This window comes from Candidatus Angelobacter sp. (assembly GCA_035643775.1).
Lineage (GTDB): Bacteria > Bacteroidota > Bacteroidia > Flavobacteriales > Blattabacteriaceae > DASQPV01.
On sequence record DASQPV010000016.1, the window covers coordinates 146,057 to 161,971 of the forward strand.

At 31.0% G+C, this 15,915-nt stretch carries 16 protein-coding genes and 2 tRNA genes; 11 read left to right on the forward strand and 7 right to left on the reverse strand.

Annotated elements, in window-relative coordinates; genetic code table 11:
- Positions 1–5: 5 nt before the first annotated feature.
- Both aroC and miaA read left to right on the forward strand, forming a co-directional pair.
- Complete coding sequence (gene aroC / locus VE128_00945) at positions 6–1,076, forward strand: chorismate synthase (protein ID HZD84104.1); 1,071 nt, start codon at positions 6–8, stop codon at positions 1,074–1,076.
- Positions 1,067–1,972, forward strand: coding sequence for a tRNA (adenosine(37)-N6)-dimethylallyltransferase MiaA (miaA, locus tag VE128_00950; GenBank protein ID HZD84105.1), 906 nt, complete (start codon positions 1,067–1,069; stop codon positions 1,970–1,972). The genes aroC and miaA overlap by 10 nt, the downstream gene beginning before the upstream one ends.
- Here miaA and lepB read toward each other — a convergent pair.
- Complete coding sequence (gene lepB, locus VE128_00955) at positions 1,943–3,262, reverse strand: signal peptidase I (protein HZD84106.1); 1,320 nt, start codon at positions 3,260–3,262, stop codon at positions 1,943–1,945. The two genes, miaA and lepB, sit on opposite strands and share 30 nt — an antisense overlap.
- Before the next feature lie 8 nt (positions 3,263–3,270).
- On the reverse strand, positions 3,271–3,969 hold the full coding sequence (gene dapB / locus VE128_00960; GenBank protein ID HZD84107.1) for a 4-hydroxy-tetrahydrodipicolinate reductase: 699 nt from the start codon (positions 3,967–3,969) through the stop codon (positions 3,271–3,273).
- Positions 3,970–3,985: 16 nt separating this feature from the next.
- Here dapB and VE128_00965 point away from each other — a divergent pair.
- From VE128_00965 to infB, 3 genes are all read left to right on the forward strand, one after another.
- A tRNA-Leu gene (locus tag VE128_00965) sits at positions 3,986–4,069 on the forward strand.
- Positions 4,070–4,195: 126 nt separating this feature from the next.
- Positions 4,196–4,267, forward strand: a tRNA-Met gene (locus tag VE128_00970).
- Positions 4,268–4,328: 61 nt separating this feature from the next.
- A complete protein-coding gene (gene infB, locus VE128_00975; GenBank protein ID HZD84108.1) occupies positions 4,329–6,155 on the forward strand; it encodes a translation initiation factor IF-2 in 1,827 nt (608 codons plus the stop codon).
- Between the two features lie 17 nt (positions 6,156–6,172).
- Here the strand turns inward: infB and VE128_00980 are convergent, their stop codons facing one another.
- The 4 genes from VE128_00980 to sufB are packed head-to-tail and all read right to left on the reverse strand — an operon-like array spanning position 6,173 to position 10,850.
- Entirely contained in the window at positions 6,173–7,396 is a 1,224-nt protein-coding gene (locus tag VE128_00980) for a SufS family cysteine desulfurase (GenBank protein ID HZD84109.1), read from the reverse strand.
- 8 nt (positions 7,397–7,404) lie between these two features.
- Entirely contained in the window at positions 7,405–8,643 is a 1,239-nt protein-coding gene (gene sufD, locus VE128_00985) for a Fe-S cluster assembly protein SufD (protein HZD84110.1), read from the reverse strand.
- 3 nt (positions 8,644–8,646) lie between these two features.
- The gene (gene sufC, locus VE128_00990; protein ID HZD84111.1) at positions 8,647–9,399 is read right to left on the reverse strand and encodes a Fe-S cluster assembly ATPase SufC; all 753 of its coding nucleotides are present in this window, start codon (positions 9,397–9,399) and stop codon (positions 8,647–8,649) included.
- An 11-nt stretch (positions 9,400–9,410) separates the two neighbouring features.
- The gene (gene sufB, locus VE128_00995; protein HZD84112.1) at positions 9,411–10,850 is read right to left on the reverse strand and encodes a Fe-S cluster assembly protein SufB; all 1,440 of its coding nucleotides are present in this window, start codon (positions 10,848–10,850) and stop codon (positions 9,411–9,413) included.
- Positions 10,851–10,860: 10 nt separating this feature from the next.
- On the opposite strand from sufB, the gene pheS reads away from it, so the two are divergent.
- The gene (pheS, locus tag VE128_01000) at positions 10,861–11,844 is read left to right on the forward strand and encodes a phenylalanine--tRNA ligase subunit alpha (GenBank protein ID HZD84113.1); all 984 of its coding nucleotides are present in this window, start codon (positions 10,861–10,863) and stop codon (positions 11,842–11,844) included.
- Here pheS and rlmB read toward each other — a convergent pair.
- Positions 11,831–12,553: a 23S rRNA (guanosine(2251)-2'-O)-methyltransferase RlmB gene (gene rlmB, locus VE128_01005; GenBank protein HZD84114.1), complete on the reverse strand. Its 723-nt coding sequence runs from the start codon at positions 12,551–12,553 to the stop codon at positions 11,831–11,833. The two genes, pheS and rlmB, sit on opposite strands and share 14 nt — an antisense overlap.
- Positions 12,554–12,678: 125 nt before the next feature.
- On the opposite strand from rlmB, the gene VE128_01010 reads away from it, so the two are divergent.
- Genes VE128_01010 through atpH form a run of 5 tightly spaced genes read left to right on the forward strand, consistent with a single transcriptional unit; the run spans position 12,679 to position 15,906 of the window.
- Positions 12,679–13,653 (forward strand): pyruvate dehydrogenase complex E1 component subunit beta, encoded by a 975-nt coding sequence (locus VE128_01010; GenBank protein HZD84115.1) that lies wholly within the window; start codon positions 12,679–12,681, stop codon positions 13,651–13,653.
- A gap of 7 nt (positions 13,654–13,660) precedes the next feature.
- Positions 13,661–14,653, forward strand: coding sequence for a F0F1 ATP synthase subunit A (gene atpB, locus VE128_01015; protein ID HZD84116.1), 993 nt, complete (start codon positions 13,661–13,663; stop codon positions 14,651–14,653).
- The gene (atpE, locus tag VE128_01020; GenBank protein ID HZD84117.1) at positions 14,653–14,880 is read left to right on the forward strand and encodes an ATP synthase F0 subunit C; all 228 of its coding nucleotides are present in this window, start codon (positions 14,653–14,655) and stop codon (positions 14,878–14,880) included. The genes atpB and atpE overlap by 1 nt, the downstream gene beginning before the upstream one ends.
- Before the next feature lie 11 nt (positions 14,881–14,891).
- Entirely contained in the window at positions 14,892–15,380 is a 489-nt protein-coding gene (atpF, locus tag VE128_01025) for a F0F1 ATP synthase subunit B (protein ID HZD84118.1), read from the forward strand.
- Positions 15,367–15,906 (forward strand): ATP synthase F1 subunit delta, encoded by a 540-nt coding sequence (atpH, locus tag VE128_01030; GenBank protein HZD84119.1) that lies wholly within the window; start codon positions 15,367–15,369, stop codon positions 15,904–15,906. The genes atpF and atpH overlap by 14 nt, the downstream gene beginning before the upstream one ends.
- The last annotated feature ends 9 nt before the right edge of the window (positions 15,907–15,915 follow it).

Genomic DNA, 15,915 nt, shown 5'->3' on the forward strand with positions numbered 1-15,915 from the left:
AAAATATGGCAGGGAATACTTTCGGAAATCTTTTTAAGCTGACCACTTTTGGTAATAGTCACGGAGTAGCTATTGGTGGAATTATAGATGGATGTCCATCTGGACTTTCAATAAATTTTGAAAAAATACAATACGAACTATCTAGAAGAAAACCTGGACAATCATCCATTGTGACCCAACGTAGAGAAGATGATTTTGTAATCTTCTTCTCCGGAATTTTTAATGGAATTACGACAGGGACACCTATTGGATTTTTTATTTACAATAGAAATCAAAAATCAATAGATTATGATCATATAAAATCTATATATAGACCTTCCCATTCGGATTTTACTTATGATAAAAAATATGGATTAAGAGATTATAGAGGAGGTGGAAGATCTTCTGCTAGAGAAACAGTTTGCAGAGTAGTTGCAGGATCTATTGCCAAACAATTGCTAAAAGACATAAAAATAATTGCTTACGTTTCTTCCGTTGAGTATTTTAGCTTAGAGAAAAACTATAGGGATCTAAATCTCAACTCTATAGAATCTAATCCAGTTCGCTGTCCAGATCCAGATATTTCCAGTAAAATGATAGATTTAATTAAAAAAGTGAGAAAATCTGGAGATTCCGTAGGAGGAGTAATAAGTTGTGTTATTAAAAATGTCCCAATAGGGCTAGGAGAGCCTATTTTTAATAAACTTCATGCAGAATTAGCTAGCGCGATGTTATCTATTAATGCAGCTAAAGGGTTCGAATCCGGAAGTGGATTCTCTGGATCAGAGATGAGGGGATATAATCATAATGATATTTTTAACGTTGATGGAAACACTAAAAAAAATTTTTCTGGAGGAATTCAAGGTGGAATATCTAATGGAATTGACATATATTTTAGCGTAGCCTTCAAACCAATAGCGACTTTGATGAGTACACAGAGAACCATCGATAAAAATGAAAACATATGCCTTTCCAAAGGAAAAGGACGACATGATCCTTGTGTTCTTCCTAGAGCTGTCCCTATTGTGGAATCTATGGCTGCCTTAGTTTTAGCCGATTATTGGCTTTATGGAAAGCTAACAAAACTATGCATATAATATCAATATTCGGTCCTACGGCAGTAGGCAAGACATCTCTTTCAATTTTACTTGCAAAAACCTTAGGTTTTGAAATTATATCTTGTGATTCTAGACAATTTTATAAAGAGCTTGTAATTGGAACTGCTAAACCTTCAAAAGAAGAACTTAAAATAATTCCCCACCATTTCATAGAACACTTAAGTGTATTTCAAACCTATAATGCAGGAAGTTTTGAAAGAGATGCTTCAGAAAAGCTAGATGAAATCTTTTCAAGATACAATGCAGTATTCGTTGTAGGTGGATCATGTTTATATGGAAAAGCTCTACTTGAAGGTTTAGATATCTTTCCAGAAGTATCTAGCGAAATAAAAAACTTATGGATTTCATTCTACCAAAGAAAGGGATTGCATTTTTTACAAGATTCTCTTAAAAAGAGAGATCCATGTTATTATAAAACGGTAGACTTGAATAATCCACATAGGATGATTCGTGCTTTAAGTGTCATTGAATCTTGTGGTATGCCGTTTTCTTATTTTCTAAAGAAAGGAAGAAGGAAAAACATAAAGGTTATTAAAATTGGTCTTATATTGCCTACTGCAGAACTTTCTAAGAGAATAGATCAAAGAGTTGACAAAATGATAAAAAATGGTTTACTTGAAGAAGCACGTATATGGTCTAATTGTAGGCATTTAAATGCCTTAAAAACTATAGGATATAAAGAATTTTTCTATTATCTAGACGGACATTACGATTTTTATCAGGCTGTAAATGAAATAAAAAAAAATTCTCGTAAATACGCTAAAAAACAAATTACCTGGTTTAGAAGAGATTCTTCTATTCTATGGTTTTCTCCTATAGAATACAAGGAAATTTTGAATTTTATTCTAAAAGCACTTTATTCTCTCCAATCTTAATTTACATTTAAATACGTTATTGGGATTCTCTTTATCCCAATAAATACTCATCCAAGTAAAAATTGGTTTTCCTACAATATGGTCTTCAGGTACAAATCCCCAAAAACGGGAATCCAATGAATTATACCAATTATCTCCTATCATGAAATAATAGTTTTGATGAAAAACATATTCATAAGTTTCCATATTGTTAATATAAAATTTTTTTCCTTTTATTTTTAAGTAGTTATTTTCATATATATTTATAATGTCTTTATAAAGGTTGATATTATCAGAATTTAGCATTATATGATCTCCTTTCTTAGGAATTTTTAACGGACCGTAAAAGTCTAAATTCCAACTAAAATTTTTAGGAAATAAAAATTTTTGACTTTTGTATATTGGTATAATATATCGCTTTACTGAAACTACTTCATTAAGGGTTCTTATTAATTTAGCTTCTACTCCAGAAAGCATTATTTTGTTTAGTGACCTTAAGGTCCGTATAATATATAAATATTTTCTTTTTGCATTTTTTGACAATCTTTCTTTTTTACCATTTATAAATAAAATAGATCTACGTATTTCTAAAGTGTCGCCTGGAATAGCTATACATCGTTTTATATAATGATCTTTTCTATCTGTCTCGGTATAAGATGAATGGGGAAAATTGAATACGATTATATCAGAACGTTTAATGTGAGTTATAGATGGAAGACGCAAGTAGGGTAATCTAATCCACTTTAAATAAGTACGAATGCCAAAAAATGGTAATCTGTTATGCAAAAGTGGTAAACTTATTGGAGTTATTGGTATGCGTAATCCATAGTGTATTTTACTTACAAAAATAAAATCTCCAACTAATAAAGTTTTCTCCATTGAGGATGTTGGGATTGTAAATGGCTGAATAAGATATATGTGAATAAAAGATGATAAAATTATAGAAGATAGAAAAACTGAAAAAATGGGCTCTTTTTTTAGAGCCAAAAAATTGATATTATTATCATAGTTCAAATAAAAAATATATAAACCTAATGTTAGGATCACTAGAATATAGTCTCTATTCCTAGTTTTTCCAAAACATTGAATAAAATCGATCCATAATAGAGGTAACATTACTGTGCAAATAATTGGGACAAAGAAAATTGGAAACCAATAAATTGGACGATTTACAATTTTTAGCATTACAATAAGATTGTAAAAAGGCAAAGCAGCTTCCCAAGATTTTCTTCCAGCTTTTTTATATAACCTATAAGTTCCCAGAAAATGAATCCCTTGGATGAGAAAAAAGACAATGATATAATTACTCATATCAATTCCTATCCTAAAACATTTTTCAGAGAAAAAAATCCCTTTTTATTTACAATCCACTCTGAAGCTAGTACTGCACCTAGAGCGAACCCTTTACGACTAAAAGCTTTATGAGTAATTTTGATTTCTTCAACTGCAGATTTGTAAGTTACCGTATGTGTGCCTGGAACGTTTTCAATTCGTTTTGAAAAAATAGATATTTTATCCTTTTTTTTTGATTTGCCGAAAATCCAACTATACTTTTTTCTACTTTCAGATCCTATATCCTTAGCTAAGGATATAGATGTTCCACTTGGATAATCTAACTTTTGAACATGATGAATTTCGAGGATTTCTACTTTAAACTCGGAAGGCCTTCCGAATCTAGCCAGTTTTCGATTAATCTCAAAAAATATATTCATTCCTAAACTAAAATTAGAAGAATACAAGAAAGATCCGTTATATTCCCTACAAATGTATTCCACCTCTTTAAACTTTTCTAACCAGCCTGTTGTACCTGAAACAATAGGGATATGGTGTTTTAAACAAATTTTAATATTTTCAAAAGCTACTTCAGGCCTACTGAATTCTAGAACCACCTCTGATGTATTAAGTTTCTGAGAATCAGGAGTAGAAGAAGAAGCAAAAACGATTTGATGCCCACGTTTTAAAGCAATCTCTTCAACAGCTTTTCCCATTTTTCCATAACCAATCAATGCTATTTTCATTTTTTTTTAAATTTTAGCCCACGTGGTGAAATTGGTAGACACGTCATCTTGAGGAGGTGATATCTGAAAATATGTGCTGGTTCGAGTCCAGTCGTGGGTATATTATTCGTATTGTAGAAGTTAATTAATCTAACTCGCATAATGCATTATTTATTATTTTTAGTTATATAGTACTTTTTTTACAAAATTTGATTTTTTTTCTAAAAATTCTTATCTTTACAATAAATGTGGGGTTGAGCAGAGGTAGTTCATCGGGCTCATAATCCGAAGGTCGCAGGTTCGAATCCTGCCCCCGCTTCAAATTTTATATAGATGATGAAAATTAAAAAAGAACGTCTCAGTAATAAAAAACTAAAAAAGTGGGGTACAGAAAGGAAAATAATTCTAAAAAACAAGAAAAATCAAAATTTAAAAATAAAAAAAAGCTTAACCAATTAGAAAGATTAGGAAAAAAAAATTTAAAAAAAAGAAAAGAAAAGAATTATAAAAAGGAGAATAATCTATTGAAAGTTACCGAGTTTATTACGGTAAACGAGTTTTCTTGCATGATGCAAGTATCTCCAAGAGAAGTTATTGTTACCTGTATGTCATTGGGTATTCATGCAACAATGAATCAGCGTCTTAATGCTGAAACGATTCTGCTTGTTGCAGATGAATTTGGATACAAAATTGAGTTCATAGATTTTCTCAATTCGGAAAAAGAAGATAATGAAAAGGATCTAAAATCTAGGCCTCCTGTTGTATCTGTAATGGGACATGTAGATCATGGAAAAACCTCATTACTAGACTATATTCTAAATACTAATAGAATTGCAGGAGAGTATGGGGGAATAACCCAGCATATAGGAGCTTACAGTGTAAAAAAAGGGATTGAGGTAACTTTTCTTGATACTCCAGGACACGAAGCCTTCACTGCTATGCGAGCAAGAGGAGTTCTAATTACGGATATTGCAATTATTGTGATTGCAGTAGATGCTCAGGTAATGCCTCAAACTAAAGAAGCTATAAGTCACGCACTAGCTGCCGGTGTCCCTATGATTTTTGCCATAAATAAAATAGATAAAACTGGATATAAAATTGAAAAAATATATGAACAACTTGCTAATATGAATATACTTGTAGAAAAATGGGGTGGTAAATTTCCAACCCAAGAAATATCAGCTAAAACTGGATATGGTATAGATAAATTAATGGAAAAAATTATCTCAGCATCTGAGATACTGAATCTTAAAGCTAATCCTAATAAATTATCATCAGGTACTGTACTGGAATCTTCCATAGATAAAGGAAGAGGATATGTTTCTACGGTTCTTATTCAGGAAGGGACCCTTAGAACTGGAGATTATCTATTAGCTGGATCTTTTTATGGTAAAGTGAAAGTTATTCTAGATGAACGTAGAATTCCTATTCAGGAAGCTGGACCATCAAAACCAGTTACCATTATAGGATTAAATGGGGCTCCAAATGCAGGAGATAGATTTAGGGTTTTCAAGTCTGAAAAAGAAGTGAAGAGTATTGCTATCCGTAGGGGCCAGTTTAACAGAGAACAAAAGATGCGAATCCAAAAAAAGGTAATGTTGAATGAAGTGGAAAAACGCTTTTTTCTAAAAGATTTCAAAGAATTGAAAATAATCCTTAAGGTAGATGTAGATGGATCTTTAGAAGCTTTGATAGATGCTCTTCTTCGTTTATCTACTGAAGAAATAAAAGTAAATATTATACATAAGGAAGTTGGATCTATTAAAGAGTCAGATGTTCTTTTAGCAAAGTCTTCTAATGCTATTATTATTGGATTCAATGTACGACCTCTTTTTAGGTCTAAAAATTATGAAGGGGTTCAAATGAAACTTTATTCGGTGATTTATAACCTAATCGATGATATAAAAAGGATAATAGAAGATTTACATAAGCCTAAAGATAAAATTATCGGAAAGGCTAAAATACGAGAAGTATTCAAAATACCAAGTGTAGGATCCATAGCTGGATGTGGAGTTACACATGGGAAAATAATAAGACCAGCTAAAGTTCGTCATATAAGAGGAGGAGTTGTTATTTATACAGGAGAACTCAGTTCTCTCAAAATCTTTAAAGAAGATGTAAAAGAAGTGAAAAATGGACAGGAATGCGGAGTATCTATAAAAAATTACAACGATTTATTAAGTGGAGATGTTCTAGAATTCTTTTAGAATGAATAAGAGCTTTACTAGAGAAGCATTTTTTTTGCTTTTAAAATTCCTTCGCATAAATGGTCCACTTCTTCATCGTTATTATATACGCAAAAACTTACTCTTACAGTTCCGTTTACACCTAAAAACCGCATTAAAGGTTGTGCGCAATGATATCCTGTTCGGACTGCAATTCCAAGCTGGTCTAGAATACTTCCCACGTCAAATGAATGAACGTCTTTAAGGTTAAAAGAGATAATTCCAGATCTAGGTTCATTATCTGCATATAAGAGAATTCCTTTTATATTTTTTAACCCATCAATAGTTCTATCCAAAAGGAACTTTTCATGTTTTTTTATTTTTTTCATTCTTATCTGCTTAATGAAATCAATGGAAGCAGACAAGGCAATAATTCCCTCTATATTTGGAGTTCCAGCTTCTTGTCTAAATGGTAAATCTGCATAAGTAGTTTTCTTAAAAATAACTTCTTTGATCATTTCTCCTCCTCCGTGTAAAGGATAAAGTTTTTCTAAAAAAGATTCTTTTCCATAAAGAACACCAACACCAGTTGGTCCATACATTTTATGTGCGGAAAATACGTAAAAATCAGTTTCTAAATCCTGAACATTTACGTAATCGTTACATACAGCTTGTGCTCCATCTATTAAAGTTATAATTCCATATTGATGCGCTTTTTTAATGAAATATTGAATAGGAGTAACTATTCCTAAAACATTGGAAATATGACTAATCGCTAGTATTTTCACTTTATCTGAAAGCAGTTTTTCAAAACTTTCAATACATAATTGATTCTTATTATCTAGAGGGATAACTTTCAAAAGAGCTCCTGTCACCTGGCAAATTATTTGCCAAGGTACAATATTAGAATGGTGTTCCATTTGAGAAACGATTATCTCATCTCCCTCTTTTATGAAGGGCATAATCCCAGATGCAACTAAATTAATCGCTTCAGTTGTTCCTCTAGTAAAAATAATCTCGTTAGAATATTCAGCACAAATGAATTTTTGGATTTTTATTCTGCTTTTTTCCATAGTTTCAGTCGCTTTCTGGCTCAGGTAATGAGTACCCCTATGCACATTGGAATTTATTTCTTTGTAATAGTCTTCTATGGCTTTAATTACTTTTTTGGGTTTTTGAGTAGTAGCTGCATTATCTAGGTAAATGCATGGTCTTCCGTAAATATTTCTTTCCAAAATGGGAAATTGATCACGTATATTTATGAATTCTTCTTTTGAATACATTTTAGTTCTTATTCCAAGATATTGAGATTTTTACGAACCATTTTACCAATGAACTCCATATCATCATCTAATATTTCTTTAATGAAAGAGAGTAGCATCAAATCCTTTGCCTTTTTTTCTGGGATTCCTCTAGATCGTAAATAAAATAAAGCTGATTCGCTTAACTGACCAACCGTACAACCATGCGAGCACTTAACATCATCAGCAAATATTTCCAACTGGGGTTTTGCATTTATGCAAGATTCTTTAGATAGGAGAATATTAATACTTTTTTGAAAAGCATTAATTTTTTTAGCTTTTTTACGCACTACTATTTTTCCATTAAAAACTCCTTTAGCTTTTCCATAAAAAATGCTTTTGTAAAGTTCAGAACTATTGCAAGTTGGATAACGATGATCTACTAAAGTATGATTATCAATTATCCCCTCTTTTAGAGAAATGCTTAATCCCTTTAATTGAGAATTAACTCCCTCATCATTCTGAGAAATATGTAGATTATTTCTAATTAAACTTCCTTTAAGTGAAAAAGTATGGATAGAGAAAGAACTGTTCTTTTTTTGAACTATGAAAGTATTGTCCATCAATGAACTTTTAACAGGAAAATCTTGAATTTTAAGATATTTTATTTTACTATTAGGAGATGCATAAATTTCTGTAACTGAATTATTTAAAGCATTATTTAAAGCTTCATTTTTCTTGTTCAGACATTGATGTCTTTCTATAATCTGGACAAAAGAACCTTCTTCTAAGACTATTAGATTTCTTGGAAAGTTAATTTTAGAAGTAAAAAAATAAAGGATTTCAATAGGTTTTTTGACTAATGTTTTCTTTGGAAGATATACATAAACTCCATCTTTAGCAAAAGATGTATTTAAAGCCACCAAAGATTCCTTTTTAGGCGCAATTTTTGCGTAAAATTTTTCAATGATTGATTGATGCCTTGAACTTGAAAAGGCATCATATAATCTAAATACGTTTTTATTCATTATCTTAGATAGGGAAGAATGGAAAACACCATTGACAAAAATTATACGATAACTATCAAAATTCTTGAATAGATTTTTTTTTATATCTTCAGATCTATCTTCCTGTTTATCAGTAAGAAAGAACCCATATTCCTTTGAAATAATTTTTTTTAAATCAGTGTATTTCCAATCTTCTTCTATGTTAGAAGGGAAGCCCTTCTTACTAAAGAAATCAAAAGCTATACATTGCAAACGATAAATATATTCTGAGGTATTTTCCATTAACTAAACTTTATGCTCTTTTCGAATACATTCATATCCCATTTTTTCAAGATTAAAAGCGATTTCTTTTCCACCTGATTTTATAATCTTTCCATTATCCAAAATATGGACATAATCTGGAGTCACATATTCCAAAATTCTTTGATAATGAGTAATTATTAAAAAAGCATTTTTAATACTTCTCATTGCATTAATGAGATTGGAAACAACACGAAGAGAATCTATATCTAATCCTGAATCCGTTTCATCAAGTATAATGAATTTAGGATTTAGAATACTCATTTGAAGAATTTCATTACGCTTTTTCTCACCTCCAGAAAAACCTTCGTTAACAGCCCTGTAAAGTATTTTTTCATCAATTCCTAGTATTTTAGAATACTTCCGAACTTTTTTAAGAATTTCTACTGATGGAATTTCTTCCATTTTTTTAGCTTTTCTGAAGGAATTCACAGCAGTTATGATAAAATTTATTACAGATATTCCAGGTATATCTACTGGATCTTGAAAAGAAAGAAATATTCCCAAATGCGCTCTACTTTCCGGAGAAATATCTAAAATGTTTTTTTTTTCAAAAAAAATAGCTCCCTTTGTAACCTTATACTCTTTTTTTCCAGCAATTACTGATGAAAGCGTGCTTTTTCCAGAACCGTTTGGCCCCATAAGAGCATGGACTTGATTCGCTTGTATTTCTAGATTAACACCTTTAAGAATTTCTTTGTTTTCTAAAGAAACATGCAAATCAATAATTTTTAACATAATAAAAGACATTAACCTATTGTTCCGTCTAAAGATATTTCTAAAAGTTTCTGTGCTTCTACTGCGAATTCCAGTGGCAATTTTTTAAGAACGATACGACTAAATCCCCCAATAATAAGTGATATAGCTTTTTCTTTATCGATTCCTCTTTGAGCACAATAAAAAATTTGTTCGACCTCTATTTTTGAGGTAGAAGCTTCATGCTCAACCATAGACTCTGGGTTTTTTACTTCTATATAAGGAAAAGTATGAGCTCCACACTTATTACCGAGTAGCAATGAATCACATTGAGAAAAATTTCTTGCATTCTTTGCTTTTGTAGATATTTTAACTAAACCTCTATAATTGTTTTGCGCTTTTCCAGATGAAACTCCTTTGGAAATAATAGTGCTTCTTGTGTTTTTACCAATGTGGATCATTTTAGTACCTGTATCAGCCTGCTGAAAATTCCTAGTTATAGATAAAGAATAAAATTCTCCAAAAGAGTTATCCCCTTTTAAAATGCAAGATGGATATTTCCACGTAATAGATGATCCTGTTTCTACTTGAGTCCAAGAAATTTTAGCATTTTTTTCACATAAACCTCTTTTAGTGACAAAATTATATACTCCTCCCTTGCCTTTTTTATTTCCTGGATACCAATTTTGAATAGTAGAATACTTTATTTCTGAATTTTCTAAGGCAATAAGTTCTACTACTGCTGCGTGTAATTGGGTTTCATTTCGTATAGGAGCTGTACATCCTTCAAGATAGCTTACATAAGAATTTTTATCTGCTATAATAAGAGTCCTTTCGAACTGTCCTGTTCCACTTTCATTGATCCTAAAATAGGTAGAAAGCTCAACTGGACATCGTATTCCGCAAGGAATATAACAAAAAGATCCATCAGAAAATACAGAAGAATTAAGTGCCGAATAAAAATTATCATCTTTAGGCACTACTTTTCCTATGTATTTTTTTATCAATTCTGGATATTTTCTAATAGCTTCGCTAATTGAGCAAAAAATTATACCTTTTTCAAAAAGAATTTTTTTAAGGGTCGTACCTAACGAAACGGAATCCATTACAATATCTACTGCAACTACACCTGAAAGTCTTTTTTGTTCTTCAATAGTAATCCCAAGCTTGTTTAAGGTATCCCTCAATTCAGGATCAACTTCTTCCAAGCTATTCAATTTAGTTTTAGGTGCAGAATAATAACTAATATCTTGAAAATTTTGCCTTTTATATTTTATATTACCCCATTTAGGCTCTGAAATTTTTTTCCAAATGCAAAAGGCATCTAACCTCCATTGTAGCATCCATTCTGGTTCTTTTTTTTTTTTAGAAATAGAATGGATAACCTTCTCATTTAGCCCTTTTGCAAACTTATCGCATTCAATATTTGTATAGAAACCGTATTTATATTCAGATTCGATAACTTCTTGAAGAAGTTTATCTCTTTTTCTCATTGAAGCATATATGATAAAAAAAATAAAAGAAATTCAAAAAGAAGCGTCAGGTTTCCAAGCTGTAAAGCTTCAAGATATCGAAGATTTCCGGATTAAGTACCTAGGTAAAAATGGGCTAATTCCAACCCTATTTGGAGAATTAAAAAATCTTTCAAAAACAGAAAAAAAAAGGTTTGGAGGTAACATTAACCTGCTAAAAAGTATTGTATTGGATATAATACAGAAGAACAAGAAAGAACTTTCAGAGGAAGAAAAAAAATCAGAGGAAATGGACTTTACCCTTCCAGGCTATTCTTGGGAACTAGGAGCTAGACATCCTATTTCTAAAGTGAAGAATAAAATTGTGAAAATTTTTGAAAGAATTGGATTTCTTTTATGCAAGGGGCCAGAAATTGAAGATGATTGGCATAATTTTACTGCTTTAAATTTTCCTGAACAGCATCCTGCTCGAGAAATGCAAGACACTTTTTTTATTGAAAAAAATACGGATATTTTATTGCGAACACATACTTCTTCAGTTCAAATTAGATACATGAAAAATAATCCCCCTCCAATTAGAATTATTTCTAATGGAAGAGTTTATAGAAATGAAGTAATATCCTCTCATTCGCATTGCATGTTCCATCAAATTGAAGGGTTATTTGTGGATAAAGGGGTTTCTTTCGCAGATCTAAAACAAACCATTCAATATTTGAAACATTCTATTTTTGTAAATTCAAAAATTAGAGTAAGACCTTCCTATTTTCCATTTACAGCGCCTAGTGCAGAAATAGATATCCAATTATCTAGTAATGGTCCTTGGTTAGAAGTTCTGGGTTGCGGTTTGGTGAATCCAAAGGTTTTGAAAAATGTTGGAATAGACCCAGAAGTTTATTCTGGATTTGCTTTTGGTATAGGGATTGAACGTATTGCACTTTTGCTTTATCAAATAAACGATATACGATTATATTTTGATAATGATCTTCGATTTTTGCCTCAATTTAGGAGCGAATAGTACGTTGTCTCAAGGTTTCATATAGGGCAATCCCGCATGCTGTGGAAACGTTAAGTGAATTAATACCTTGCACAGGAATTTTTATTTGATAATCGCAAATAGTTATATATTTATTATGGATTCCATTTTTTTCACTTCCCAAAATTAAGGCTAAGGGTACTGTAAGATTTTCTTCCCAAAAAAGCCTTTTTGCTTTTTCAGTAACTGCTAAAATTCTAATTCCAGAATTTTTTAAAAAAAAAATAGTTTTTTTTAGATCATTTTCTTTACAAATAGGTATTCTGAAAATTGCACCTGAAGAAGTTTTTATAGAGTCTGCTCCAATATAGGGAGTTTCTTTAGTGGGAATTATAACTGCATCTGTCCCTGCACATACGGCAGTACGAAGTATTGCCCCAAAATTTCGTACGTCTGTTATTCTGTCTAAAATTAACAGTAAAGGAGTTTTACCATTTTCATAAAAAATAGGTAACAAATTTTCAATTCTATGAAAATTAATTGGAGAAATTAACGCAAGAACACCTTGATGATTTTTTCTAGTGAGTCTATTGAGTTTATCTATAGGAACCATTTGAAGAGGAATTTCATTTCTTTTTATCAAAAGCATAAGCTTTTGTTGATTAAAACTTTTTTTCATTAAGATCTTATAGATCCTTACACCTGATTGAATAGCCTCTATTAATGGATGGATACCGTATATAAAGTTCATAGTATCTACTTAAGCTTATAAAATAATTTTTAACCAGTTTTCTCATAATTTTTTCTCATAATTATCATAAAACATAGAGTCATATGACTCTATCCTGTTAAAAGTGAAAATTTCAACCCTGAAATATGAAAGAAGTAACTTTTAGAGAGGCTATATCGGAAGCTATGAGTGAAGAAATGAGAAGGGATCCAACCGTTTATTTAATGGGAGAAGAAGTAGCTGAATACAACGGAGCATATAAAACTTCTCAAGGAATGCTGGAAGAGTTTGGACCTGCAAGAGTAATAGATACACCAATTTCAGAACTAGGATTTTCTGGTATTGGAATTGGTTCAGCAATGAATGGGTGCAGGCCAATCATTGAATTTATGACATTTAATTTTTCTTTAATAGCGATTGATCAGATTATAAATAATGCAGCTAAGATTTATCAAATGAGTGGGGGTCAGTGGAATATTCCTATAGTTTTTAGAGGTCCCACTGCATCCGCTGGACAATTAGGTGCAACGCATTCTCAATCTTTTGAAAATTGGTATGCTAACTGTCCTGGATTAAAGGTAATCGTTCCCTCAAATCCTTATGATGCGAAAGGTCTTTTAAAGGCTGCTATTAGAGATGATGATCCTGTTATTTTTATGGAATCTGAACATATGTATAGCGAAACTATGTTCCTTCCAGATGAAGAATATCTTGTACCTATTGGGCTAGCTAGTGTAAAAAAAAAAGGAGATGATGTAACGCTAGTTTCATTTGGAAAAATTTTAAAAGTAGCTTTTAAAGTTATTGAAAAATTATCTGAAGATAATGTTGAAGTGGAGTTAATTGATCTTCGTACAGTACGTCCCTTGGATTATAATACAATATTAACTTCTGTTAGGAAAACGAATAGACTAGTTCTGCTTGAAGAATCTTGGCCTTTAGCTTCTATTTCTGCGGAAATATCCTATGTTTTGCAACAAAAAGCTTTTGATAGTCTTTATGCTCCGATAAAAAGGATAACATTACCAGATGTTCCAGCTATTTATTCATCTGCTTTGATGGAATATTGGTACCCTACTCTAGAAGAAGTAGTCTCTACCGTAAAAGAGGTTTTAAAATAAAAAACTTTTGAAGATATTTTTTTATTATGTTTCCTTTCTTCTATTTTTTTTGATCGCTTCTCCGCCGAAATCAAATCATTTTAATCCATCTAAGGGCATCTTAGATCATATAAAAGATGCTCATGAATGGCATATTTTTGGAAAAGAAATGATAATTTCTCTTCCTATAATTTTATGGGATAGAGGGTTTCGTATTTTTCTTTCGTCAGTATTTAATCATGGAAATAAATTCATAGAAGGCAACCATTGCTACTACAGATTCTTTCAAGATAGAATATACAAGACTAATTATTACGGCTACTTAGTTTTCGATTTATATGGCCATCCTGTTAATGAAAACCCATTAGATTTTTCAGTAACTAAAAACGTATTAACGTCTATAATTTCTTCTCTAATTCTATTTATTTTTGTCTTTTTTCTAAAAAAATCTGAAAAAATTCTTGAATTTTCGGTTTCTTTCGTACGTGATGAAATTGCTATTCCTACTCTGGGAGTAGAAAAGTATAACTCTTATCTTCCTTTTTTATTAACTCTATTTTTTTTTATTTTTATAAATAATCTTTTAGGTCTTTTACCTGGATCGTCCAATTTTACAGGAAACATTAGTGTTACATTAGCTTTATCTAGTATAACTTTTTTTACGGTAAACTTCAACTCTAGCAAAACTTATTGGAAACATGTACTTTGGAATGAGGGGGTTCCTCTTTTTGTAAGATTCATTTTATTTCCAATAGAAATAGCAGAGATACTTATAAGACCAATAACATTATGCATTAGGCTATTTGCCAATGTTACCGCAGGCCACATTGTGTTAATAAGTTTTATTTTTCTCATTTTCATTTTAAAGAGTATATCTATCGCAGTCTTTTCATTAGCTTTTTCCCTACTTGTTTCAGTTCTTGAAATATTGGTTGCTTTTTTACAATCTTTTATTTTTACAGTTTTATCTTCTTTGTTTATTGGAATGACTATTGTGGAACATCATCAGCTAGAAGAGTAATGGAATCAAATTTTATATACGTTGGTTTGACCGTTATAGGTGCTGGATTAGTTGTTATAGGTGCTGGATTTGGAATAGGAAAAATTGGGAGTTCAGCGATGGAAGCTATTGCTAGACAGCCTGAAGCTTCTGGAAAGATTCAGGCATCTATGATCATTTCTGCAGCTCTAATAGAGGGAGCAGCACTTTTCGGTGTGGTTACTGCTCTTCTTGCTGTTCTTAAATAGCAATACTTTTTATGGATTTGTTAGCTCCTTCCGAAGGATTAATTATTTGGCAAACAATTATTTTTATTATTTTATTAGTTTTACTAAGGAGATTTGCTTGGAAGTATCTTATAGAAATTATTGAAAAACGCGAAAAAAAAATATTCTCTGACTTAGAGAAAGCGAGACAAGCTAATCAAGAATTAAAATTCTTGATGATTAAAAAAGATAAAATTTTAAGAGAAGCTTGCATAGAACGAGATTTTCTTTTAAAAGAGGCTCTCTCCATAAAAGAAAAGATAGAGTTAGAGGCACTGGAAAAGTCCAAAATTGAAAGTGAAAGGATGCTTGAACAAGCTATAGATGTTATAAAAAACGAGAAATCTGTTGCTCTAAATTCTTTGAAAAAACATATAGCCGAAATATCTATTAGGATTTACGAAAAATTGCTTAAGCAGGAATTAAGTAAAGAAAATAAACAAAAAGAATTTATTCATAAATTGATTGATGAATTTAATTGATACCAAAGCTACGAATATAGCTAAAATTTATGCAAAGGGTCTTTTCAAATATGCTAAGGAAAATTACTGTTTTGATTCTGTCCTTTCAGAAATGAAAAATCTATATGATATTTTTCAAAAAAATAAAGATTTATTCTCATTTTTCAAAAGCTTCAGCAAAAAAAGTAAATTACGAATTTACCAAGAATTATTCAAAAATTTTTCCAAAGTCTCTCAAATATTTATTAGGCTTGTAATTGAGCAAAGAAGGGAATCCCATCTATCTAAGATAGCCAAGGAATATCAAAGGCTTTACCGTTTAAATATATTAAGGATAAAGATTATTACTTCAGCATCTATAGAAAATTATTTTTTTGAAAAAATTATAAAAAAAATACTTAGAGATAAGTATAGAAAAAAGTACATGCTTAAATGCCAAGTTCATAAAGAAATTATTGGGGGTTTTTTACTTTATGTAGAAAACAGGTGTTGGAATGCTAGTGTTCTAGGACTGATTTCTCAGGTTCGGAGAAAACTCCAAGCGTGAGGAAATGAA